Origin of the sequence: Pseudomonas sp. SORT22 (assembly GCF_018417635.1) — a bacterium.
Lineage (GTDB): Bacteria > Pseudomonadota > Gammaproteobacteria > Pseudomonadales > Pseudomonadaceae > Aquipseudomonas.
In genome coordinates this window covers 4,381,990-4,402,730 of the sequence record NZ_CP071007.1, presented here as the reverse complement: position 1 = coordinate 4,402,730, position 20,741 = coordinate 4,381,990, and the positions used below count along the sequence as shown (strand labels likewise).

Annotated in this window: 22 protein-coding genes and 1 pseudogene; 11 read left to right on the top strand and 12 right to left on the bottom strand. The window is 63.8% G+C overall.

The window, feature by feature from the left end:
- The first annotated feature begins 86 nt into the window (after positions 1 to 86).
- Positions 87 to 521 carry a MarR family transcriptional regulator gene (locus tag JYG36_RS20130; protein WP_045200083.1) on the top strand — a complete coding sequence of 145 codons (435 nt, stop codon included), beginning with the start codon at positions 87 to 89 and terminating at the stop codon, positions 519 to 521.
- A 6-nt stretch (positions 522 to 527) separates the two neighbouring features.
- On the opposite strand, the gene JYG36_RS20125 is transcribed toward JYG36_RS20130, so the two are convergent.
- The gene (locus JYG36_RS20125) at positions 528 to 2,717 is read right to left on the bottom strand and encodes a patatin-like phospholipase family protein (protein WP_213602086.1); all 2,190 of its coding nucleotides are present in this window, start codon (positions 2,715 to 2,717) and stop codon (positions 528 to 530) included.
- A 70-nt stretch (positions 2,718 to 2,787) separates the two neighbouring features.
- On the opposite strand from JYG36_RS20125, the gene JYG36_RS20120 reads away from it, so the two are divergent.
- Positions 2,788 to 3,072, top strand: a complete 285-nt coding sequence (locus JYG36_RS20120) for an Rdx family protein (RefSeq protein ID WP_045200087.1) — start codon at positions 2,788 to 2,790, stop codon at positions 3,070 to 3,072.
- Between the two features lie 3 nt (positions 3,073 to 3,075).
- On the opposite strand, the gene JYG36_RS20115 is transcribed toward JYG36_RS20120, so the two are convergent.
- Positions 3,076 to 3,960, bottom strand: coding sequence for a DMT family transporter (locus tag JYG36_RS20115; protein WP_093385851.1), 885 nt, complete (start codon positions 3,958 to 3,960; stop codon positions 3,076 to 3,078).
- Positions 3,961 to 4,038: 78 nt separating this feature from the next.
- Positions 4,039 to 4,803: an AraC family transcriptional regulator gene (locus JYG36_RS20110; RefSeq protein ID WP_093385847.1), complete on the bottom strand. Its 765-nt coding sequence runs from the start codon at positions 4,801 to 4,803 to the stop codon at positions 4,039 to 4,041.
- A 135-nt stretch (positions 4,804 to 4,938) separates the two neighbouring features.
- On the opposite strand from JYG36_RS20110, the gene JYG36_RS20105 reads away from it, so the two are divergent.
- On the top strand, positions 4,939 to 5,778 hold the full coding sequence (locus JYG36_RS20105; protein ID WP_045200092.1) for a UDP-2,3-diacylglucosamine diphosphatase: 840 nt from the start codon (positions 4,939 to 4,941) through the stop codon (positions 5,776 to 5,778).
- Here JYG36_RS20105 and JYG36_RS20100 read toward each other — a convergent pair.
- Positions 5,752 to 6,345 carry an HD domain-containing protein gene (locus JYG36_RS20100; protein ID WP_093385838.1) on the bottom strand — a complete coding sequence of 198 codons (594 nt, stop codon included), beginning with the start codon at positions 6,343 to 6,345 and terminating at the stop codon, positions 5,752 to 5,754. The two genes, JYG36_RS20105 and JYG36_RS20100, sit on opposite strands and share 27 nt — an antisense overlap.
- Before the next feature lie 96 nt (positions 6,346 to 6,441).
- Positions 6,442 to 6,753 carry an Mpo1-like protein gene (locus JYG36_RS20095; RefSeq protein WP_093385834.1) on the bottom strand — a complete coding sequence of 104 codons (312 nt, stop codon included), beginning with the start codon at positions 6,751 to 6,753 and terminating at the stop codon, positions 6,442 to 6,444.
- A 161-nt stretch (positions 6,754 to 6,914) separates the two neighbouring features.
- On the opposite strand from JYG36_RS20095, the gene JYG36_RS20090 reads away from it, so the two are divergent.
- Positions 6,915 to 7,994, top strand: a complete 1,080-nt coding sequence (locus JYG36_RS20090) for an AraC family transcriptional regulator (RefSeq protein ID WP_045200099.1) — start codon at positions 6,915 to 6,917, stop codon at positions 7,992 to 7,994.
- Here the strand turns inward: JYG36_RS20090 and JYG36_RS20085 are convergent.
- Positions 7,951 to 9,405 carry a TrkH family potassium uptake protein gene (locus JYG36_RS20085; protein WP_093385829.1) on the bottom strand — a complete coding sequence of 485 codons (1,455 nt, stop codon included), beginning with the start codon at positions 9,403 to 9,405 and terminating at the stop codon, positions 7,951 to 7,953. The two genes, JYG36_RS20090 and JYG36_RS20085, sit on opposite strands and share 44 nt — an antisense overlap.
- Positions 9,406 to 9,505: 100 nt before the next feature.
- On the opposite strand from JYG36_RS20085, the gene JYG36_RS20080 reads away from it, so the two are divergent.
- Positions 9,506 to 10,060, top strand: a complete 555-nt coding sequence (locus JYG36_RS20080; protein WP_213602085.1) for a nitroreductase family protein — start codon at positions 9,506 to 9,508, stop codon at positions 10,058 to 10,060.
- An 86-nt stretch (positions 10,061 to 10,146) separates the two neighbouring features.
- Here JYG36_RS20080 and JYG36_RS20075 read toward each other — a convergent pair whose 3' ends face one another.
- The 6 genes from JYG36_RS20075 to JYG36_RS20050 form a co-directional block, all read right to left on the bottom strand.
- Positions 10,147 to 11,481 (bottom strand): sensor histidine kinase, encoded by a 1,335-nt coding sequence (locus JYG36_RS20075; RefSeq protein ID WP_045200105.1) that lies wholly within the window; start codon positions 11,479 to 11,481, stop codon positions 10,147 to 10,149.
- Between the two features lie 63 nt (positions 11,482 to 11,544).
- A complete protein-coding gene (locus JYG36_RS20070) occupies positions 11,545 to 11,961 on the bottom strand; it encodes a Spy/CpxP family protein refolding chaperone (RefSeq protein ID WP_045200107.1) in 417 nt (138 codons plus the stop codon).
- A 119-nt stretch (positions 11,962 to 12,080) separates the two neighbouring features.
- Complete coding sequence (locus tag JYG36_RS20065; protein WP_045200109.1) at positions 12,081 to 12,758, bottom strand: response regulator transcription factor; 678 nt, start codon at positions 12,756 to 12,758, stop codon at positions 12,081 to 12,083.
- A gap of 7 nt (positions 12,759 to 12,765) precedes the next feature.
- Complete coding sequence (locus tag JYG36_RS20060) at positions 12,766 to 13,170, bottom strand: SH3 domain-containing protein (RefSeq protein ID WP_045200111.1); 405 nt, start codon at positions 13,168 to 13,170, stop codon at positions 12,766 to 12,768.
- 121 nt (positions 13,171 to 13,291) lie between these two features.
- The gene (locus tag JYG36_RS20055) at positions 13,292 to 13,591 is read right to left on the bottom strand and encodes a YciI family protein (RefSeq protein ID WP_093385819.1); all 300 of its coding nucleotides are present in this window, start codon (positions 13,589 to 13,591) and stop codon (positions 13,292 to 13,294) included.
- A gap of 1 nt (position 13,592) precedes the next feature.
- Entirely contained in the window at positions 13,593 to 14,201 is a 609-nt protein-coding gene (locus JYG36_RS20050) for a septation protein A (RefSeq protein WP_195883338.1), read from the bottom strand.
- A gap of 66 nt (positions 14,202 to 14,267) precedes the next feature.
- Here JYG36_RS20050 and JYG36_RS20045 point away from each other — a divergent pair, with 66 nt between their 5' ends.
- The 6 genes and pseudogenes from JYG36_RS20045 (at position 14,268) to JYG36_RS20020 (ending at position 20,727) form a co-directional block, all read left to right on the top strand.
- Positions 14,268 to 15,131, top strand: a complete 864-nt coding sequence (locus JYG36_RS20045) for a PHP domain-containing protein (protein ID WP_045200118.1) — start codon at positions 14,268 to 14,270, stop codon at positions 15,129 to 15,131.
- Between the two features lie 13 nt (positions 15,132 to 15,144).
- Positions 15,145 to 15,774: an L-threonylcarbamoyladenylate synthase gene (locus JYG36_RS20040; RefSeq protein WP_045200120.1), complete on the top strand. Its 630-nt coding sequence runs from the start codon at positions 15,145 to 15,147 to the stop codon at positions 15,772 to 15,774.
- Positions 15,771 to 16,601, top strand: a complete 831-nt coding sequence (locus JYG36_RS20035) for a segregation and condensation protein A (RefSeq protein WP_502937477.1) — start codon at positions 15,771 to 15,773, stop codon at positions 16,599 to 16,601. The genes JYG36_RS20040 and JYG36_RS20035 overlap by 4 nt, the downstream gene beginning before the upstream one ends.
- Positions 16,602 to 16,616: 15 nt before the next feature.
- A pseudogene (scpB, locus tag JYG36_RS20030) lies at positions 16,617 to 17,375 on the top strand (SMC-Scp complex subunit ScpB); the annotation flags it as partial.
- 171 nt (positions 17,376 to 17,546) lie between these two features.
- Positions 17,547 to 18,677 carry a 23S rRNA pseudouridine(2605) synthase RluB gene (gene rluB / locus JYG36_RS20025; RefSeq protein ID WP_045200126.1) on the top strand — a complete coding sequence of 377 codons (1,131 nt, stop codon included), beginning with the start codon at positions 17,547 to 17,549 and terminating at the stop codon, positions 18,675 to 18,677.
- Positions 18,678 to 19,305: 628 nt separating this feature from the next.
- Positions 19,306 to 20,727, top strand: coding sequence for an amino acid permease (locus JYG36_RS20020; protein ID WP_045200547.1), 1,422 nt, complete (start codon positions 19,306 to 19,308; stop codon positions 20,725 to 20,727).
- Positions 20,728 to 20,741 lie beyond the last annotated feature (14 nt).

Sequence of the window (20,741 nt, the reverse complement as noted above, 5' to 3'; positions counted from 1 at the left end):
GAAGCACCGCCAGCCGTATGAGCCTTGCCTGCGGCTCACGGTCATGGTTAGCTGACTAATAATTAGTTCTGATGATGAGTTTCTCTATGCCGTTGACCGACCAACACAAATTCGGGATGCAGCTGGCACACATGTCCCGCGGCTGGCGCGCCGAACTGGATCGCCGCCTGGCCGGGCTGAACCTGTCCCAGGCCCGCTGGCTGGTGCTGCTGCACCTGGCCCGTTTCGATGAGGCGCCGACCCAGCGCGAGCTGGCCCAGAGTGTCGGCGTCGAGGGGCCGACCCTGGCCCGCTTGCTCGATAGCCTGGAAACCCAGGGGCTGGTGCGCCGTCAGGCGGTGCTCGAAGACCGACGGGCGAAAAAAATCCTCCTCTGCCCACCGGCCAAGCCTTTGATCGACCAGATCGAAACCATTGCCAACGCCTTGCGCGCCGAGCTGTTCGTCGGTGTTGACGAAGAGGACATGCGCATTTGCATGCGCGTCCATGCGCGGATCCTGGCCAACCTGGAAAAGTCCTGATCCTGCTCAGAAGGTGTGACCCAGGTTCAGGTACATCGCCTTCTGATTCTCGCTGTTGGCCCCGTAGCTGAAGTTCAGCGGCCCCAGGGGCGTCTCGAAACCGACGAAGATGCTGGCTGCATTGATGTAGCCACTGTCGAACTCGTTGTCGTTGTTCCAGGCCCGGCCGCGCTCCAGCGAACCGCCCAGGTACAACGGGAAGTCCAGCGGCAGGTAGGCGCGTGGGGTCAGGCGGCGGTAGTAGACCACGCGCATCAGGCTGACGTTTTGCCCGGATACCGAATCCTGGCGAAAGCCCGACAGCTGCCGGGCGCCGCCGAGCACGAAGCTTGAGGTGACCACTTCGGCATCATCCAGGGTCCTGCCGTAGCGCCCGCCTACCACCCAGGTGTTGGGGCCGCTGCTCATGGCCTTGTCGATGTTCAAGTCCCACTGCCGGTAGCGCTGGTCCGAGCCCAGGTTCGGGTCGTACTGGCGCAAAGTCAGGTTGATGTCTTCGCCGCTGTGGGGGAAGTAGACGTTGTCGAGGCTGTCGAACGAGTACTTGAGTTCGTAGAAGCCTTCGTTGAAGTTGACCTTGGGCAGGTCCTGGTCGCCGATGCGCACCTCGGCCTGGCCCCAGGCCTGGCCGACGCCAAAGCGCACTTCGCCGTTGTTGCCGATCTGCCGACCGAAGTTGAGACCGAAGCCATAGCGCTCCAGACGGTATTCGGCAATCGGGTCGTCGTCCAGGGTCGCCTCGATGTTTTGCGAGCCGAGGTCAATGTATGGCGCGATGAAATAGCGCGAGCCGGCATCCAGCGGCTGGTAGAACTCGCTGTACAGCTCTTGCTGGTCGCCGATCTGCGCGCGGGTCAGCCATTCGGCGCCGAGGGAGTTGATGCCGTTGACCCGGTAGCTGGCACCGATGTTGAAGGCGCTGTCGCCGCGCATGTCGTCCGACAGGTTCAGGCCCAGGCGCAGGTAGTCGGTGCCGCCGCGACGGCCACGGGCGTTGATCACCAGGGTGTTGTCGTCACCCTTGTGCACTACCCGGTACTGGACCCGGTCGAAGTAGTCGAGGCCGTACAGGGTGCCCATGTCGGTCTGCAGGCGGCCCAGTTCCAGTGGCTCGCCGATGGGTTGGCGAATGTAGTAGCGGATCACGTCGTCGCTGACTTTTGAATCGTTCTCGATGCGGATCGCGGTGATCACCGGTGTGCGCTGGCTCGGCGAGCGTGCGGCCAGCAGCTCGCCGTCGCTGGCCTGCGGGCGCTTGAGCACCGCCAGGCGTGCGTCCAAAGCGCGGGCGGCGCGGTAGCCGGCGTCGATCATGTCCTGGGCTCGGCCGAAATCGGTGACGCCAAAACTCGACAGCGGTGGCTGGATGAGAATGTCGTCGCGGTGCAGCGCTGCCAGTTGCTCTTCGGAGTTGCGTCGGGTCATCAGGGTGATCGACTGGTTGAGCACATCGACCACGGTTGCCAGCTGCTTGCGGCTGCGCAGCGGGGTGCCGATGTCGACGACGATGGCCACGTCCGCACCCATCTCGCGCGCGACGTCCAGGGGAATGTTGTCGACCATGCCGCCATCGACCAGTAGCCGGCCATCGATCTCGACCGGGGCGAACACCGCCGGGATCGACATGCTGGCGCGAATCACCTGGGGCAGGTGGCCACGACGGAATACCACCTTTTCGCCGCTGGCGATGTCGGTGGCCACGGCGCGGAAGGGAATCGGCAGCTTGTCGAAGTCGCGGGTGTCGCTGGTGTGGGCGAGCATGCTTTCCAGCAGCAGCGCCAGGTTCTGGCCCTGGATCACCCCCAGCGGCAGGCCCAGGCTGCCGTCGTCGCGAAAGCTGAGCTTTTGTTTGACGAGAAAGTCGCGGTCATCCTGCTTGCGCCGAAACGGCACGTCCTTGCGCGGCGGCGCGTCGGACAGCGCCTGCTGCCAGTCGATGTTGAGGGCGAGCTTTTCCAGTTCGTCGATCTTGTAGCCGGAGGCGTACAGGCCGCCGACCACCGCGCCCATGCTGGTGCCGGCAATCGCATCGACCTTGATGCCCTGTTCTTCCAGGGCCTTGAGCACGCCGATATGGGCCAGGCCACGGGCAGCACCGCCGGAGAGCACCAGGCCGACTTTCGGTCGGGGCGCTTCGGCGGCCAGCAGCGGGAAGCAAACGAACATCAGCAGCAGGGATAACAGCAGGCGGTGCATCATGACTCTCGGAGCGAAGGCTAAAGACCGCTAGTATAAGCGCGCCCACCTGTCAGGAGACCTTCAGTGTATGTCCGCGCATAAACCGGAAATTGTCATTACCTACTGCACCCAGTGCCAATGGCTGCTGCGTGCCGCCTGGCTGGCCCAGGAACTGCTGAGCACCTTCAGTGACGATCTGGCGCGGGTGGCCCTTGAACCCGCCACCGGTGGCTCCTTCCGTATTACCTGCGACGGCGTGCAGATCTGGGAGCGCAAGGCCGATGGCGGCTTCCCTGAAGCCAAGGTGCTCAAGCAGCGCGTGCGCGACCAGATCGACCCGCAGCGTGATCTGGGTCACAACGACCGGCCCTGACAATCAGCCCTCGGCGACCGCCGCCTTGCCTACTTGATTGCCGGCCGCCAGGCGGCTGGAAATGACGATGGCGAGAATGATCAGCACACCGCCCATAAGCATGCGCAAAGTCGGGGTTTCGGCGAAGATCAACCACGCCATGGCGATGCCGTAGACCGGCTCCAGAGCAAACACCACGGCAGCGGTGCGCGCCTTGATCACCGCCAGGCTGGCGACGAACAGGCTGTGGGCGACGCCGGTACAGAACACCCCGAGCAGGCCGATCCACAGCCAGTCCATGGCGCTGACGCTGCCCAGCGCCGGCGCGGCCACCGGCAACAGGCACAGGGCGACCACGGCGTTCTGGCACAGTGCCGCCTGCACCGCCGGGATGCGCCCGGAGCCTGCACGGTTGGTCAATGACAGCAGTGAAAACAGCAGGCCTGACAGCAGCGACCAAAGCAGGCCGCCGGTGGCCTGGCTGGCCAGGTCGAAGTCCGGGGTTACCAGCACCAGGCCGATGCTCACCAGCAACACCAGGACGATCTCGTTGGTGCGGATGCGCTCGCGAAACAGCAGGCCTTCAAGGATCACGGTAAAGGCCGGGAAGCTGGCAAAGCCGAGGGTGGCGATGGCGACACCGGCGACTTTCACCGAAATGAAAAAGCTCACCCAGTGCCCGGCCAGCAGTACGCCGCCGAGCAGCAGGCGGCGCCAGTCCTGGGCCTGCAGGGGCTGCCAGGCCTTGCGCGCAAAGCCTGCGAACACGGCCAATGCCAGCACGGCAAAAGCGGCTCGGCCGAAGACGATGATCGCCGGCGCGGCGCTGGCCAGTTTGCCGAATACGCCGGTCAGGCCGAAAAACAGTGCGCCGATGTGCAGGGCGCCGAGGGCAGTGCGGTGATTCATGGTGGTCCTTGTCAGAGAGCAGGGCAGCGGCGCCAGTTTACGGGGGCGGCGCTGGCGCTGTCTGTCGCGGTCCTCGCGTCAATTGTCGGCACAATCGCGGCGCAAGGCACCAGGCGTGCGGCCAAACGCCTTGAGCATGGCGGCGGCAAAGGCGCTTTGCGAGCTGTAGCCGACCTGGCAGGCGATATCGCCGATCGGCAAGCGGGTATCGCGTAGTAGCTGCCGCGCGCGTAGCAGGCGACGCTGGCGTACATAGTCCATGGGCGTGACCCCGCATTCAGCCATGAACCGCGCATGCAGGCGCGCGCTGGATAGCCCGGCCAGGCGCGCCAGGTCGGCCACCTGCAGCGGGTAGGCGGCGTTCTGCTCGATATGCGCATCGAAGCGGGCATAGGGCAGTGAGGTTGTCGGCGCAACGGGCGCCGCGCCGCCGTTCAGGCTGGCCAGCAGCAACACTGCACCTTGCTGGGCGATTAGCGGATCGTTGATCGGGCTGGCCGCCAGCCAGTCGACCAGTTGCTGCTGACGATGGTCCAGGTTCAATGGCCCGGCCCGTTCGAGCAGGCGCTGGCTGGCGTCCAGGTGCGCACCCAGGCTCTGGCCCAGCCAGTTGTCGAGCGGGACGTCCAGCACCAGGCAATCGCTACCGACGGTACTGCCGCAGGTGTGATGGCGGCCAGCCGGGACCACCATCAGGTCCTGGCGGTCCAGCTGCGCGCCGCGGCCTTCGACCTCGAATTCCAGGCGCCCGCGCAGGCCGAACACCAGTTGCGGGTGGTCGTGGCTATGGGCGATCAGGTCGTGGCGATAATGGCGCAGGGAAAGTATCGGGGCGCGGCTCATCGAAGGCTCCTCCGGCAATCGCAGCAGTGTACAGGCAAGCAGGCGGGCCGGGCATGTCATCAGACCGACACCGGGCGGTCATGTTCGATTCACCGCTGCTTGGCAAGCTGGCGCAAACCTTCCCGGAGCCTGCCGATGACCCGTGCCGAGCTTGTCAGACCCTCGCGCAAACAGCGCGTGCGTACCTTGTGGATCTCGGACGTGCATCTGGGCACCCGGGATTGCCAGGCCGAACACCTGTCGCAGTTTCTCAAGGGTTACCAGGCCGATCGCATCTACCTGGTCGGCGACATCATCGACGGCTGGAAGCTGCGCGGCGGCATGTACTGGCCCCAGGCGCACACCAACGTGATCCGCCGCCTGCTGACCATGAGCAAGCGCGGTACCGAGGTGATCTACGTGACCGGCAACCATGACGAGTTCCTGCGTCGCTACTCCAAGCTGGTGCTGGGCAATATCCAGTTGGTCGACCAGGCCGAGCACCTGACCGCCGATGGCCGGCGCCTGCTGGTGATTCATGGCGACCAGTTCGACGTGATCACCCGATATCACCGCTGGCTGGCGTTCCTCGGCGATTCGGCCTACGAATTCACCCTGACCCTCAACCGCTGGCTCAACCACTGGCGTGCGCGCTATGGCTACGGTTATTGGTCGCTGTCGGCGTACCTCAAGCACAAGGTCAAGAGCGCAGTCAGCTTCATCAGCGACTTTGAGGAGGCCATCGCCCATGAGTGCGTCAAACGCGGCTTTCATGGTGTGGTCTGCGGGCACATTCACCATGCCGAGATCCGCAAGGTCGGCGAGGTGGATTACCTCAACTGCGGTGATTGGGTCGAGTCGTGCACGGCACTGATCGAGCACTGGGACGGCAGCATCGAGCTTTATCGCCTGGCCGACGCCCAGGCCGAAGCCGCCCGGCGCCAGGCCGGGCTGGAGGAACTGGTGGATTCAGGCAGTGGCGGCGGGTTGCTCTAGCGCGGCCTTGTAGATCGACTGCCGGGGCTTGGCGAACAGGCGCTGCAGCATCGGCTCGAAGAAGCTCAGGGGCAGGCTGTCGTAGCCCGGATCGAAGGCGGCGGCATCGTAGCGGGCACAGAACTCGATGGTTTGCTGGAATTGCGGATGGCCCTGGAATTGCTCGCGCAGGTGCCGGTCCATGCCCAGGTGATGGAAAAAGTAGTAGCCCTGGAACACCCCGTGTTTTTCCACCATCCACAGGTTTTCCGGGCTGATGAACGGCTTGAGGATGGCGGCGGCGATGTCCGGGTGGTTATAGCTGCCGAGGGTGTCGCCGATGTCGTGCAGCAGCGCGCAGACCACGTACTCTTCATCGCGCCCGTCACGCCAGGCGCGGCTGGCGGTTTGCAGGGAGTGGCTCAGGCGGTCGATGGGAAAGCCGCCGAAGTCACCATCGAGCAGCCGCAGGTGCGCCAGGATGCGATCGGCCAGCTGGCTGGCGTAGGCCCTGAAATCCTCGGCGATGATTGCCCAGTCCTGCTCGGTACCGTCCTGCATGTGGTTAAAGCGGGCTTGCTGGTTCATCGGCGCTCCGAAACGCGGGGTTTCAGGGCACTCTACCTGTACCGTTGGTCGGGGCAGTGGCCGCATGGGACGGGTTTCTGACCTTGCGGGCCGAAATCAGAAGCTGACCTTGCCGCGCAGCATGTCGCGGTACATGGCGAAGTCGCCAATCAGGCTGTACAGCGGGTGCTTGAAGGTGGCGGGGCGGTTTTTCTCGAAGAAGAAGTGCCCGACCCAGGCAAAGCCGTAACCGGCAAAGGGCAGGGCCAGCAGCAGCAACCAGTTGCCGCTGCCCAGGGCAAAGGCGAGTACGGCGATGACCAGGCTGGTACCGACGAAATGCAGGCGCCGGCAGGTGGGATTACTGTGCTCACCCAGGTAATAAGGGTAGAACTCGGCAAAACTGCGAAATTGCTGAGGGCTGTTCACGACACTGCTCCAGAGTCTGGTCAATCTGACGAAGATACACGGCGTGGAGCCTGATCTGAGTCTAGAGTGAGTAACACTACAGAGCAGTGACAATAGGCGCCAATTGAGTATCCTTTGAGATCGCCGCAGGAGCGGCTTGTCGGTAACAAAAGAAGCCAGCCATGAGCGAAAGAACCACGTCAGCAAGCTGGGCATCAGGGATCGTCAAGGCACTTGAACTGGAAGGGCTCGATTGCCGTGCCATGTTCAAGCAACTTGGCCTGGATTTCACCGCGCTGGACGATCCCGACGCACGCTTCACCCAGGACTCCATGACCCGCCTGTGGCAGTTGGCGGTCGACCTTTCCGGCAACCAGGCGATCGGCCTGAACATGGCGCGGGTGGTACGCCCGGCGTCCTTTCATGTGGTCGGCTACGCGCTGATGTCGAGCCGCACCCTGGCCGAAGGTTTCGAGCGGCTGGTGCGCTATCAGCGGATCATCGCCGAAAGCTCCGACCTGAGTTTTCGCCTTGAGCCCGACGGCTATGCGTTGATTCTGACCGTGCATGGCGATCACCTGCCACCCACCCGGCACAGTGCCGAAGCCTCGCTGGCCTGCGCCCTGGCGCTGTGCAGCTGGCTCAGCGGGCGAGTGATCCAGCCGCGTCGGGTGCTGGTCCAGGGGCCGCAGCCCAAGGACTTGGGCCCTTACAAGACCGCATTCCATGCCCCGCTGGTGTTCAGCGCGCCCTACGATGCGCTGGTGTTCGAGCGCGCCGACATGGAGGCGCCGCTGCCGACCGCCAACGAGGCCATGGCCACCTTGCACGACCGCTTTGCTGGCGAATACCTGGCGCGCTTCTCGGAAAGCCGGGTTACCCATCGTGCGCGCCAGGTGTTGTGCCGGGTTTTGCCCCAGGGCGAGCCCAAGCGCGAAACCATCGCCCAGGCCCTGCACCTGTCGCAGCGCACCTTGCAGCGGCGCTTGCAGGAAGAGGGCACGAGCTTTCAGACACTGCTGGACGATACCCGCCGCGAGCTTGCCGAGCAGTACCTGGCGCAAGCCAACATGACCCTGCTGGAGGCTGCCTATCTTCTGGGTTTCGCCGACCCGAGCAATTTTTTCAGGGCGTTTCGCCGCTGGTTCGATGTCACCCCTGGCGAGTACCGGGCGCGCTTGAACGGGGCTGTGGTGGCCCCGGTAGAGGATCCGCCGGTCAGTGACGCCAGAACGCCGGCATACATAGCACCAGCACCGTAATGATCTCCAGGCGCCCGAGCAGCATGCCGAAGGCCAGAATCCACTTGGCCGCATCCGGCAGGGTGGCGAAGTTGCCGGCCGGGCCGATGGTTTCGCCCAGGCCCGGGCCGACGCCCGATACGGTGCTGGCGGCGCCGGTCAGTGCGGTCATCCAGTCGACACCCAGCAGCGACAGGGCCAGGGCGATGACGCAGATGGTGATGGCGAAGAAGAACGAGAAGGTCAGGATCGAACGCACGATCTCTTCATCGAGGCGGTGGCCGTTGTACTTCTGCTTGATCACCGCCCGGGGGTGAATCAGCTGGTTCAAGTTGGCCTTGAGCAGGATGTAGGCCACCTGGAAGCGGAAAATCTTGATGCCGCCAGCGGTCGAACCCGAGCAGCCGCCAACGAAGCCCAGGTAGAAGAACAGCATCAACGAGAAATTGCCCCACAGGCTGTAGTCGCCCAGGGCGAAGCCGGTGGTGGTGACCACCGAAGTGACGTTCAGGGCCACGTGGCGCAGGGCGTCGAGCCAGTGCAGGTTGGTGGTGGCCCAGTACCAGGTACCGAGCACCAGCCAGGTCGCCACCAGCATCGCCAACAGGCCCTGGACCTGCTGGTCCTTGATCAGCGCCTTGCGGTTGCCGCGGATGGTCGCCACGTACAGGGCGAACGGCAAGCTGCCGAGGATCATCACCACCACCGCTACCCAATGCACCGCCGGTATGTCCCACTTGGCCAGGGACTGGTCGGAGGTAGAGAAACCGCCGGTGGAAATCGCCGACATGGCGTGGTTGATCGCGTCGAAGGCGTTCATGCCCGCCAGCCAGAAGGCCAGGGCGCCGAGGGTGGTGATGCCGATGTACACCAGCACGATCGACTTGGCGACCATGTGCGAGCGCGGCATGACCTTTTCCGAACGGTCCGAGGACTCGGTCTGGAACAGGCGCATGCCGCCGATGCGCAGCAGCGGCAGGATCGCCACGGCCATGGCGATAAAGCCGATACCGCCGAGCCAGTGCAGCAGCGAGCGCCACATCAGGATACCCGGCGACATGCTGTCGAGGCCGCTGAGTACGGTGGCGCCGGTGGCGGTAATGCCGGACATGCTTTCGAAAAAGGCGTCGGTGTAGCTGATGTGCTGGGTCAGCAGGAACGGCAGGGCGGCGAAGATGCACACCACCAGCCAGCTGCTGACCGTCAGCAGGTACATATCGCGCGGGCGCAGGTGCACGTGCTCGGGGCGGCCCTGGATGACCAGAGCCAGGCCTGCGATAAAGGTGATCATGCTGGCCCACAGGAACGACGGCAGGTCGCCCGTGCGGTCGAAGATCACCAGGGTGGCCATGGGCACGACCATGCTGATCGCCAGGGTGATCAGGAAGATGCCGATGATGAAACCAATGATCCTTAAGGTCGGCAACGCCATGTGATCTGCTCTGACTCAAAACGGAAGGGCGCCATTCTACCTATGGACCTTTTTAAGTAAACGCTAGAATAGCCCGACATTTATCCACAAGGGGTAGCCAATGGAGGCTCTCGACGCATTGCTCAACCGGGTTTCGGTTCCACGTCTGCTGGATCCGGCACCCAATACCGCACAACGCGAGGCGCTGTTTCAGGCCGCCCTGCGGGCACCGGACCACGGCCAGTTGCGGCCCTGGCGCTTCTTGACGGTCGAGGGCGAGGCGCGGGCCAAGCTTGGCGAACTGCTCGCCGAAGCGGTCAAACTCAATGGCGAGACCGGCCAGGCGGCGCTGGACAAGGCCCGGGCCATGCCGTTGCGGGCGCCGTTGCTGGTGGTTGTGGTTGCGCGGCTGCAGGATCACTTCAAGGTGCCGCAGTCCGAGCAGCGCCTGGCGGCCGGTTGCGCGGCCCACGGTATTTTGCTCGCGGCTCATGCCCAGGGTATTGGTGCGGTATGGCGTACCGGTGAGCTTTCGTACAGCAAGCATGTGGCCAAGGGATTGGGGCTGGCGGACAACGAAGAGATCATCGCCTTCCTGTACCTGGGTACTCCACAAAATGAACCGCGCACCGCGCCGGTGCTGGCAACGGCTGATTTTGTCAGTGCCTGGGAGTAGCAGCGGGGGTTAGGGCCTCATCGCGGGGCAAGTCGAGGCGTCGCACCGCCGCTCCCACAATGTAGGAGCGGGCTTGCCCCGCGAAGCTATATTGAGTCAGGCCTTGCCAGTGGCAACTCTAGCGTGGCAACAAACCCGCCCTGGGGATGATTGCCCAGGCTCAAGCTGCCGCCATGGCGCTCCGCCGCCTTGCGCGCAATGGCCAACCCCAGGCCATGGCCTGCGGCACTCTGCCCGGGCGCCCGGTAGAACGGCTCGCCCAGCTGCGCCAGGTGCTCTGCGGCCACTCCCGGGCCATGGTCACGCACACTCAGCACAATCTTGTCGCTTTCGCGCACCCCGGTGATTTCAATCGGCTGCCCGGCCGGGTTGAAGCGCACGGCATTGCGCAGCAGGTTATCCAGCGCCCGTTCCAGCAGCGTCGGCCAGCCTTGCAGGTTGAGCCCGGGTTCATGCTGCAGGAGGATCTCCTGCTCCGGCGCGCCCAGTTGCGCGTCCTTGTGCACGGCGGCCAGCAGGGCATCAAGGTCCACCGGTTCGGCCCGTGCCTGTTCGGCATCGACCCGGGCCAGCACCAGGATCTCACTGATCAGCGCTTCGAGGCGGTCGCATTCGCGGGTCAGGCGCGGCCACAGGGCCTGGCGCTGCTCGGGTTCGGCGCGTTCGGCCAGGGCCAGGGCGATACGCAGGCGTGCCAGCGGCGAGCGCAGTTCATGGGAAACGTCACGCAATAGCTGGCGCTGGCTGCCGATCAGGCTCTGCAGCCGCGCACCCATGCGGTTGAAGTCGTTGGCCAGTACGCCGAACTCGTCACGGCGGTTGGCCAGGCGCGCCAGGCTGTTCTGCTGGTAGGTAGTTTGCCCCAGGTCATGCACGGCGCCGCGCAAGCGGCTCAGCGGGCGGGTGATCGACAGGGTCACCAGCAGGCTGAACAGGGTCAGCACCACCAGGGCGATGCCTAGGGCGCTCAACGGCCAGAGCAGGCTGTCGCGGTGCCAGGCATCCAGTTCCGGGTGCGGGATGCGATAGATCAGCAGGTAGGTCTCGCCGCTGTCGGGGCTGGTGTATTCCTCGGTCAGGCGGCGCCACGGCAGGCGCCGGTCGTCGTTGTGGCGGCGCGCCTCGAAGGCGGCGGCGCGGCGCGGGAAGGTGCCGGGCACGACGGCGTCGCCACTGTCGTTGAGCACTTGCACATCGATGTTGTAGCGGCGCTTGCGGTGTTCGAGGTAATGCTGGGCGTATTCCGGCCCTTGCTGTTCATAGCGCTGGGTCCAGTTCTTGGCCAGGGTATTGAGGCCCGGGTGGCGGCTGAGAATCCAGGCGTCCTGGTTCAGCATGTGCCCGAGCAGGATCGACAGCCCGGCAACCAGGGCGATGGCTAGCCAGAAACTGGCCAGGATGCGCCAGAACAATGAACGCAAAAGAGGCACCTCTAACGGAAAAAGCCCGGCCTGCTGGGGCAGGCCGGGCGGGTGGCTGACAGCTTACTGGGCCTTGTTGGCTTTTTCAGCTTTCCAGGCTTTGAACTCGGCCCATTCGGCGCGGCGTTCATCCTGCTTTTTCTTCATTTCGTCGAACTGTTTTTGCTGTTCGGGTTTGAGCAGGGCGCGAATCTCGGCCTGGGTCTTGTCCTTCTTGGCCTTGAGCTCGTCTTTCAGGGCCTTCTGGTCAGCGGCCGGGAGTTTTTCCAGGTAGCGCTGGGTGATTTCCTGACGGCTTTTCATCTGCTCGCCCATCAGCTTGCCGATCTGCTGGCGCTGTTCGCGGCTCAGGTCCAGCTGGGCGAAAGGCGCTCCACCGCGGTGGTGCTCGCCGTGGCGCGGGCCGCCGGCATCTGGCATGGCCATGGCAACGGTGGGCAGAGCAGCGGCGAACATCAGGGCGATAAGGGTCTTGCGCATGGTGACTCTCCTTTCTGAGGCCGGTCGTTACCGGATGTGCCCAGTCTAGGGAGATCAAGGTCAGCGGCGGTCAGGCAAGGGTAAAGCTTGGGTAAAGATGCCTGCGCGCCGTGCTGACATTACAGGCTGTAGTAGTAGCCGCGGCTGCGCAGGGCGACGATGCGCGGGCGGCCATCGGCGTGCGGGCCGATCTTCTTGCGCAGGTTGCTGACGTGCATGTCCAGGCTGCGGTCGTACAGGGTCAGCTTGCGGCCCAGGGCGATCTGCGCCAGTTCCTGCTTGTCCAGCGGCTCGCCGGGCTGGCGCAGCAGGGCTTCGAGGATGCGGCTCTCGGAGAGGGTCAGGGCCAGCTCTTGCTCGTCGATGCTGACCACGCCGCGGGCCGGGCTGAAGCACAGGTCGCCGATTTCCACCTGGCTCGGCGTCGCGTTGGGGTGGCTGCGGCGCAGCACGGCGCGCAGGCGGGCGGTGAGTTCACGCGGGTCGCAAGGTTTGGCCAGGTAGTCGTCGGCGCCCAGCTCCAGGCCGAGAATCCGGTCCAGCGGCTCACCACGGGCCGAGAGCATCAGCACCGGCAGTTCGGCGTGTTCGCTGCGCAGCTGTTTGAGCAGCTCAAGACCGCTGCCGTCGGGCAGCATCACGTCCAGCACGACGGCGGCCGGCGCCTGTTCGGCCAGCGCTTTGCGGGCGCTGTGGCCATCGTGGCAGGCACGTACCACGAAACCTTCCTGGGTCAGCCAGCTGCCGAGCAGCTCGCAGAGTTCCTGGTCATCATCAATCAGTAACAGCTCGCTCATGACTCACTCAATTCAACCATTGCCGACGCTTTCTGTGTCCGCCACTGGCAAAGATACCGCAGAGTGCTGCAAACAGGGCAACTGCGCCACCAATCAGGAACCATTGTTGCTGCTCGGTGATGAGTTTCGGCGCGGCGCTGGCCTGCAATTCCTTGAGTGCCAGCTTCAGTTTCTGGTTTTCCTGGCGCAGACGGGTGAGCTGGGCGCTTTCACGTTCGCTGTCGGCGTTGTGTAGTTGCTGGACCAGGGTTTCGCGCAGGCGCTCGCTTTCTTTGAGGCGCTGTTGCAGCTCGGTGATCTGGCTGCCGGCACTGAGCGACAGCGGGGTGCTGGAGCCGCTGGGCTCTTCAGCCTGGGCCAATGGGGTCAGCAGCAACAGGCACAGCAGCAGGGACAACGGACCTTGACGCATCGGAACTCCTGATTCCATTGGATGGTTCAGGAGGTTGTCGGCCATCGGGCGAGAATAATGAGCATTTGCCAAGAGAAAGCTGCAAGGGGCGGTGCGCCGGCTTGGCCACCGCCCTGCGGCATTACGGCAGGACTTGCTTGAACGGCTTGACGATGACGTTGGCGTAGACGCCGGCGGCAATGTACGGATCGGCGTCGGCCCAGGCCTGGGCGGCGCTGAGCGAGTCGAATTCGGCGACGATCAGGCTGCCGGTGAACCCGGCGGCGCCCGGGTCGTTGCTGTCAACGGCCGGGTGCGGGCCGGCCAGTACCACGCGGCCTTGCTCCTTGAGCTGCTGCAGGCGTTCGATATGCGCCGGGCGCGCGGCCAGGCGTTGTTCCAGCGAATCGGCTACGTCTGTGGCAATGATGGCGTAAAGCATGTCATTCCTCGTGCTTGGGAGTGGAAGGCGGAGTGCTCGGGTCGCTGTCGTGCAGGTGGCGGGACAGGTAGACACCCTGGGCCACCAGGAACAGCACGGTCATGCCCAGGCTGCCGAACACCTTGAAGTCGACCCAGAAGCTCTGGAAGGTGAAGGCAACGAACAGATTGGCCGCGCCACAGAACAGGAAAAAGCCGATCCAGGCGATGTTCAGGCGCGTCCATACCGGCTCCGGCAGGGTCAGGGCGTGGCCCATAATGCGCTTGATCAGCACCCGGTCGCCGATGAAGTGGCTGCCGGTGAAGGCCAGGGCGAACAGCCAGTTGACCACCGGCGCCTTCCATTTGAGGAAGGTTTCGCTGTGGAAGGCCAGGGTCAGGCCGCCGAACACCAGGCAGGCGACCAGCGTCAGCCACTGGCCTTTCTCCAGCTTGCGCTGGCGAAGGAACAGGGCGCCGTAGACCACCAGCGAGCTGATGATCAGCATCGCCGTGGCGCTGTAGATGCCGCCCAGTTCGAAGGTGTGCCCGGCAAATTCGACGGCGCGCGGTTCAAGCTTGTAGACGATGAAGAACAGGAGCAGCGGGATGAAATCGATGAATTGTTTCACAGTGGCAGCCAGAAGCAGGATGTGACGGCATAATAACAAACATCAATGACAGCGAAAGCGCCACCTATGAATGTTGATCTGCACTGCCACAGTACGGCCTCCGACGGCGCCTTGTCGCCAACGGTTCTGGTCGCCCGGGCCCATGAGCACGGCGTGCGGATGCTCTCGCTGACCGACCATGACACCCTCGAAGGCCAGCTCGAAGCCCGCGCCGCCACCCAGGCCCTGGACATGCACTGGGTCAGCGGCATCGAGCTGTCGTGCACCTGGGGTGGGGCGACCATTCACGTGCTGGGCTACAACTTCCCCCTCGACGCCGCGCCGTTGCAGGCCGCTGTCGAGTCGTTGCACCGTGGTCGCTGGTTGCGTTCGGAAGAAATCGACCGACGGTTGGCACTCAAGGGCATGAAGGGCGCGCTCGACGGCGCGCGGGCCATCCAGCAGGAACTGGGCGACAGCGGCAATGCCCCGGCGCGCCCGCATTTTGCCGAGTACCTGGTGCGCGCAGGCTATGTAAAAGACCGCGCCGAGGCGTTTCGCAAGTGGCTGGGGGCCGGCAAGCTGGGCGACGTGAAGCTGCACTGGCCAACCCTGGAGGAGACCGTCGAGACGTTGCGCCAGTCCGATGCCTGGGTCAGCCTGGCCCACCCGATGCACTACGATTTAACCCGCAGCAAGCGCCGCCGGCTGATTGCCGACTATATTCAAGCAGGCGGGCAGGCGCTGGAAGTGGTCAACGGCATGATGCCGGCCGAACAGGTAGGCACTCTGTCGATCCTGGCCCGTGAATTCGGTCTGCTGGCCAGTGCCGGCAGTGATTTCCATGGCCCTGGCACCTGGGGCGAGATCGGTGTCTACCGGCCATTGCCAGAGGACCTGCCACCACTGTGGCGCCGATTCAAACATGAGCAGCCTATCGCGGCAGTCTGAACAGGAAGAGAACGTGAGTCAGTTTTTCCAGATTCATGCGGAAAACCCGCAACCGCGCCTGATCAAACAGGCCGTCGAAATCATCCGCAAGGGCGGCGTGGTGGTTTATCCCACCGACTCCTCCTACGCCATGGGTTGCCAGATCGGCGACAAGAACGCGGTTGAACGGGTTCGCCGCCTGCGTCAGCTGGACAAGAACCACAACTTCACCCTGATCTGCTGCGACCTGTCGCAAATGGGCCTGTTCGCCAAGATCGACACCGCCACCTTTCGCTTGCTCAAGGCCCATGTACCGGGGCCGTACACCTTCATCCTCAACGCCACCCGCGAAGTGCCGCGCCTGCTGCTGCACGAAAAGCGCCGCACCATCGGCCTGCGCGTGCCGTCCAACCCGATTGCCCTGGCCCTGCTCGAAGAGCTCGGCGAGCCGCTGATGAGCGTCAGCCTGATCATGCCCGGCGAAGACCAGCCGATGACTGACCCCTACGAGATTCGCCAGGCCTTGGAGCATCATGTCGACCTGATCGTCGATGGCGGCTTTGGTGACCTGAAAGCCTCGACCGTGATCAACCTGGCGGGCGATGAGCCGGAAGTGATCCGCGTCGGTTGCGGCGACCCTGCGCCGTTCATGGTCGAAGCGTGAGCCAGGCGACTACCCCCGAAGCCAGTATCGACCCGCAAGCAGGCGCCCAGCAGGAACTGCCGCTGGTGCTGGTGTATGGCGAAGCCATGACCGAGATGCCGGTGGACCTGTACATTCCGCCGGATGCCCTGGAAGTGTTTCTGGAGGCCTTCGAAGGGCCTCTGGATTTACTGCTGTACCTGATTCGCAAGCAGAACGTCGACATCCTCGACATCCCGGTGGCGGAAATCACCCGCCAGTACATGGGCTACGTCGAGCTGATGAAGACCGTGCGCCTTGAGCTGGCCGCCGAGTACCTGGTGATGGCGGCGATGCTCGCCGAGATCAAGTCACGGATGCTGCTGCCGCGTTCGGCCGAGGTCGAGGAAGAAGAGGCCGACCCGCGTGCCGAACTGATCCGCCGCCTGCAGGAGTACGAGCGCTTCAAGGCCGCCGCCGAAGGCATCGACGGCCTTAGCCGGGTCGGCCGCGAGGTCATCGTGCCGCGCCTGGACGCGCCGCAGGCCAAGGTGCGCAAGCTGTTGCCCGAGGTCAGCCTGGAAGAGCTGCTGGTGTCGATGGCCGAGGTGCTGCGCCGGGGTGATCTGTTCGAAAGCCACCAGGTCAGCCGTGAGGCGTTGTCGACCCGCGAGCGCATGAGCGAAGTGCTTGAGCGCCTCAGGGGCGGCGGCTTCGTGCCCTTCGTCGAGCTGTTCAGCGCCGAGGAGGGCAAGCTCGGGGTGGTGGTGACCTTCATGGCGATTCTCGAACTGGTCAAGGAATCCTTGATCGAACTGGTGCAAAATGAGCCCTTTGCGCCGATCCATGTCCGCGCCCGCGCCGAGTAACAACTGAGCAAGCCCATGAACCTGAACGAACCGCGCGACCTGGCGCCCCTGCTCGAGGCCTTTTTGCTGGCCTCGGGCAAACCGCAATCCCTTGAGCGCCTGTACGAATTGTTCGAGGAAGCCGAGCGCCCGGAACCTGCGGTGTTCAAGAAAGCCCTGGAGGTGCTGCGCAAGTCCTGCAATGGCCGCGCCTTCGAGCTCAAGGAGGTGGCCTCGGGTTACCGCCTGCAGATCCGCGAAGACTACGCACCCTGGGTCGGCCGGCTGTGGGAAGAGCGCCCGCAGCGCTACTCCCGGGCCCTGCTGGAGACCATGGCGCTGATCGCCTACCGCCAGCCCATCACCCGCGGCGAGATCGAGGACGTGCGCGGTGTGGCGGTCAACACCAACATCATCAAGACCCTGCTCGAGCGCGAGTGGATCCGCATCGTCGGCTACCGTGAAGTGCCGGGTAAACCGGCGATGTTCGCCACCACCAAGGCCTTTCTCGACCACTTCAACCTGAAGAACCTCGATGACCTGCCGCCGCTGGCCGAGTTGCGCGAGATGGAGCCTGAGCCCGAACCGGTACTGGAACTGGACGATGCCCCGGTACCGGCGCACCTGCAGGCCCTGGCCGATGCCAGTGCCGAGCCGCAAGAGCCCCAGGAAGAAACCAGCTTCCGCAGCCTGTTGACCGAACTGGACGCCATGGAAGAAGGGCTCAAGACCGATTTCGATGACCTGGTCGACGACACCCAGGTGGATCTGGACGACGAGCCGTTGGCAACCGAACCGCAGACGCCGCATCAGTAACCCTGGCCTTCGGGCGGATAGACCCGGCAACTTTTGCAATTTCGGCTAGTCTCAGGTGCGTTCACGTCGCGATCAGCGTATGATTCGCGACCCTTTTTGGCGCTTGTTCGCCATACCAGATTTTCGTAAATACACCGGGAGGTGCCCAGCATGAGTGAAAAAGACCTGCAAGAAACCCAGCCATTGCCGCCATCAGGCGAGAAACTGCAAAAAGTTCTCGCCCGTATCGGCGTGGGCTCGCGCCGCGACGTCGAGGCCTGGATCAGCCAGGGCCGGATCAAGGTCAATGGCGTCAATGCCACCCTTGGCCAGCGCGTCGACCTGCACGATGCGATCTCGGTCGACGGCCGCGTGATCAAGCGCGAAGAAGCTGCCGAAACCGTGCGCCGGGTGATCATGTACAACAAACCCGACGGTGAGATCTGCACCCGTGACGACCCGGAAGGCCGTCCGACCGTGTTCGACCGCCTGCCACGGCCGAAAGAAGGCCGCTGGATCAACATCGGTCGCCTCGACATCAACACCACCGGCCTGCTGATGTTCACCACCGACGGTGAGCTGGCCAACCGCCTGATGCACCCGTCCTACGAAATGGACCGTGAGTATGCCGTGCGTGTGCGTGGTGAAGTCGACGAAGACATGATTGCCCGCCTCAAGGCCGGTGTCGTGCTCGAAGACGGCCCGGCGCGTTTCACCGACATCCAGGAAGCCCCTGGCGGTGAAGGCTTCAACCACTGGTACCACTGCGTGGTGATGGAAGGTCGCAACCGTGAAGTACGCCGCCTGTGGGAATCCCAGGGCCTGGTGGTCAGCCGTCTGAAGCGCGTGCGTTTCGGCCCGGTGTTCCTCAACTCCGACCTGCCGATGGGCCGCTGGCGCGAAATGAGCCAGCAGGAAGTCGACATTCTTGCCGCCGAAGTGGGCCTGACCCCAGTGGCCATGCCGGCCCTGAACCACAAGAGCAAGGACAAGCTCGAGCGCCTGCAGCGCAAGTCCACCCGTCCGCTGGGCCGTGGCGAGCGCGTGCGCACCCTGCGTCCGGCCCAGGATGGCGCTGCAACCGGCGAGCGCCCTGCGCGCCAGCCTCGTGGTGAAGCCGAGCGTCCGGTTCGCCAGCCCCGTGGCGACGAGCGTCCAGCCCGTCAGCCGCGTGGTGAAGCGCCGCGCAAGGACAGCGGCCGTGGCAGCAGCACCGTGGCCGAGCGCCCAAGCGACATGAACAAGCGCGGCAAGCCGGCGCCCAAGCGTCCGGGCAGCACCCGCAACAAACCGCGCCCGTAAGTCGGGCCGGTTAAACAAGCCAACCTTCGGGTTGGCTTTTTTTTTGCGCAAATTTCCTTGTCTTACAGACACTTCCGTAAGCCGTGGAAAGTTTTTACACCATCGTGTAAATAAATCGTTACAAATGTCAGCCGGTACACGGGCCCTGGCTGGAGATTTCTATGGGTGTAAACAGAACTTGCCGAAAGCCCCGGGCCAGGGCGCTTTACCTGCCCGTCAACAGCTTGTTCGCAGGCCCCGGGAGCGGTGAGATAGGCGCCATTGCCGTGTGCAAAGCCGGGCCGGAGAGCCGGGCATTCAATAAGAACAAATGGAGGCGCCATGTACGCCGATTACCTCCCCAGGCTAGAACCCTTCCTCAGGACCGGTGCGTTTTGTCGTCAGACAGTCACGCAACGTGTTGACCCCTGCGCGTCTGTAGGGGTATACAATGCGCCGCGTTTTAACTGTGACCCCAATGCGTACCGCGCACTCTTGCTGACACCCGGCTGATTCGCCCACGGCTTATGCCCTGGACGGGCAGCAGTTGGCCAAGATCCTCAAGGTAATCACCTTGTTAATTCCGCTGCGCCACGAGCGCGGTGGGTCCGATTCCGTCACAGATAAAAACAAGCAGGTGACTTCGTTCATGAGTGGACAAAACACGCATTCAGGCGAGCTGAAACGCGGCCTGAAAAATCGCCATATCCAGTTGATCGCCCTGGGCGGTGCAATCGGTACCGGGCTGTTCCTGGGTTCGGCCGGGGTGATGAAGTCGGCGGGCCCGTCGATGATCCTCGGCTATGCGATCTGTGGCTTCATTGCCTTCATGATCATGCGCCAGCTCGGCGAGATGATCGTCGAAGAGCCGGTAGCCGGCTCCTTCAGTCACTTCGCGCACAAATACTGGGGCGGTTTTGCCGGCTTCCTGTCGGGCTGGAACTGCTGGGTGCTGTACATCCTGGTGGGCATGTCGGAGCTCACCGCCGTCGGCAAGTACGTGCACTACTGGTGGCCGGAGATCCCGACCTGGGCCTCGGCGGCTGCTTTCTTCATCCTCATCAACGCGATCAACCTGGCCAACGTCAAGGTGTTCGGCGAGGCCGAGTTCTGGTTCGCGATCATCAAGGTCCTGGCCATTGTCGGCATGATCGCCCTGGGCAGCTGGATGCTGGCCAGCGGTAGCGGCGGCCCGCAAGCTTCGGTGAGCAACCTGTGGGAACACGGCGGCTTCTTCCCCAATGGCGTCAGCGGCCTGGTTATGGCCCTGGCGATCATCATGTTCTCCTTCGGCGGCCTGGAAATGCTCGGTTTCACCGCCGCTGAAGCCGACAAGCCGAAGACTGTGATCCCCAAAGCGATCAACCAGGTGATCTACCGCATCCTGATTTTCTACATCGGTGCCCTGGTCGTGCTGCTGTCGCTGACCCCATGGGACAGCCTGGTCACCAGCCTCGATGCCGCCGGTGGAACCTACGGCGCCAGCCCGTTCGTGCAAGTGTTCTCGCTGCTGGGCAGTGATGTTGCTGCGCACATCCTCAACTTCGTGGTGCTGACCGCGGCGCTGTCGGTGTACAACAGCGGTACCTACTGCAACGCCCGTATGCTCTACGGCATGGCCGAACAGGGCGATGCCCCGGCGGGCCTGGCGAAAATCGACAAGCGCGGTGTGCCGGTGCGTTCGATCCTGGCTTCGGCAGCGGTGACTCTGGTTGCAGTGCTGCTCAACTACTTCATCCCGCAGCACGCGCTGGAGCTGCTGATGTCGCTGGTAGTGGCCGCCCTGGTGATCAACTGGGCGATGATCAGCTACTCGCACCTGAAGTTCCGCCAGCACCTGAACAAGACCGGCCAGACTCCGCTGTTCAAGGCGCTGTGGTACCCCTATGGCAACTACATCTGCCTGGCCTTCGTGGTGCTGATCCTGGGCATCATGCTGCAGATCCCGGGCATCCAGATCTCGGTCTACGCGATCCCGGTCTGGCTGCTGGTGATGGTGGTCTGCTACAGCCTGAAAACCAACCGCAGCAAAGCGGCGGCAGCGGCTACCCCGGCCTCGCTCAAGCGCTGATTCGCACGGTTGAA

Excerpts from the sequence above, each read along its gene's own strand:
- JYG36_RS20130 (WP_045200083.1), top strand. The coding sequence starts at position 87 with ATGCCGTTGACCGACCAACACAAATTCGGGATGCAGCTGGCACACATG.
- JYG36_RS20125 (WP_213602086.1), bottom strand. The coding sequence starts at position 2,717 with ATGCACCGCCTGCTGTTATCCCTGCTGCTGATGTTCGTTTGCTTCCCG.
- JYG36_RS20120 (WP_045200087.1), top strand. The coding sequence starts at position 2,788 with ATGTCCGCGCATAAACCGGAAATTGTCATTACCTACTGCACCCAGTGC.
- JYG36_RS20115 (WP_093385851.1), bottom strand. The coding sequence starts at position 3,960 with ATGAATCACCGCACTGCCCTCGGCGCCCTGCACATCGGCGCACTGTTT.
- JYG36_RS20110 (WP_093385847.1), bottom strand. The coding sequence starts at position 4,803 with ATGAGCCGCGCCCCGATACTTTCCCTGCGCCATTATCGCCACGACCTG.
- JYG36_RS20105 (WP_045200092.1), top strand. The coding sequence starts at position 4,939 with ATGACCCGTGCCGAGCTTGTCAGACCCTCGCGCAAACAGCGCGTGCGT.
- JYG36_RS20100 (WP_093385838.1), bottom strand. The coding sequence starts at position 6,345 with ATGAACCAGCAAGCCCGCTTTAACCACATGCAGGACGGTACCGAGCAG.
- JYG36_RS20090 (WP_045200099.1), top strand. The coding sequence starts at position 6,915 with ATGAGCGAAAGAACCACGTCAGCAAGCTGGGCATCAGGGATCGTCAAG.
- JYG36_RS20085 (WP_093385829.1), bottom strand. The coding sequence starts at position 9,405 with ATGGCGTTGCCGACCTTAAGGATCATTGGTTTCATCATCGGCATCTTC.
- JYG36_RS20080 (WP_213602085.1), top strand. The coding sequence starts at position 9,506 with ATGGAGGCTCTCGACGCATTGCTCAACCGGGTTTCGGTTCCACGTCTG.
- JYG36_RS20070 (WP_045200107.1), bottom strand. The coding sequence starts at position 11,961 with ATGCGCAAGACCCTTATCGCCCTGATGTTCGCCGCTGCTCTGCCCACC.
- JYG36_RS20065 (WP_045200109.1), bottom strand. The coding sequence starts at position 12,758 with ATGAGCGAGCTGTTACTGATTGATGATGACCAGGAACTCTGCGAGCTG.
- JYG36_RS20060 (WP_045200111.1), bottom strand. The coding sequence starts at position 13,170 with ATGCGTCAAGGTCCGTTGTCCCTGCTGCTGTGCCTGTTGCTGCTGACC.
- JYG36_RS20055 (WP_093385819.1), bottom strand. The coding sequence starts at position 13,591 with ATGCTTTACGCCATCATTGCCACAGACGTAGCCGATTCGCTGGAACAA.
- JYG36_RS20045 (WP_045200118.1), top strand. The coding sequence starts at position 14,268 with ATGAATGTTGATCTGCACTGCCACAGTACGGCCTCCGACGGCGCCTTG.
- rluB (WP_045200126.1), top strand. The coding sequence starts at position 17,547 with ATGAGTGAAAAAGACCTGCAAGAAACCCAGCCATTGCCGCCATCAGGC.
- JYG36_RS20020 (WP_045200547.1), top strand. The coding sequence starts at position 19,306 with ATGAGTGGACAAAACACGCATTCAGGCGAGCTGAAACGCGGCCTGAAA.